Raw genomic sequence first — 485 nt, 5'->3', positions numbered from 1 at the left:
GCTGATCCTTGCTACTGCCCTGAGCGGCGCCCTTGATGACGACGGGCTTGTTGGCCAGATCCTTTGCGCGCTCGGCAGAGACGATGACCAATGCCTGGCCACCGTCGGTTTCCTGGCAGCAGTCGAGCAGGTGCAGCGGCTCGGCGATCGCGTCGATGCATCGCTGCGCGACGCCCTGTACGGCGCTCTCGGCGGGCGCGTCGAGACTCGCCAGCAGCAGCACGAACTCATCGCCGCCGATGCGCGCCACCGTGTCCGTCGGCTTGACCAGGCCGAGCAGCCGTTGCGCGATGCGCCGCAAGGCCTCGTCGCCCGCGTCGTGGCCGAAGGTGTCGTTGAGCTGCTTGAAGCCGTCGAGATCGAGATAGAGCACCGCCACCGGACCGCCGCCCTGCCCGGTGCACGCCAGCATCTGCCGCAGCCGGTCGTCGAGCAGCTTGCGGTTGGGCAGGCCGGTCAGGATGTCGTAGTGCGCCATCCGCTCC

General features: G+C 68.7%; 1 protein-coding gene. It reads right to left on the bottom strand.

All coding sequences use genetic code 11. The features are described from left to right. Positions 1-485 (bottom strand): diguanylate cyclase (locus CVH10_RS17270; RefSeq protein ID WP_146142981.1); only part of this gene is annotated, 485 nt, incomplete at both ends.

The sequence above is a fragment of the Halomonas sp. ND22Bw genome, from assembly GCF_003011945.1.
Classification (GTDB): Bacteria; Pseudomonadota; Gammaproteobacteria; order Pseudomonadales; family Halomonadaceae; genus Halomonas; species Halomonas halophila.
Note: the sequence above shows the minus strand (reverse complement) of the source record. Positions and strands in the feature narration are given on the sequence as shown.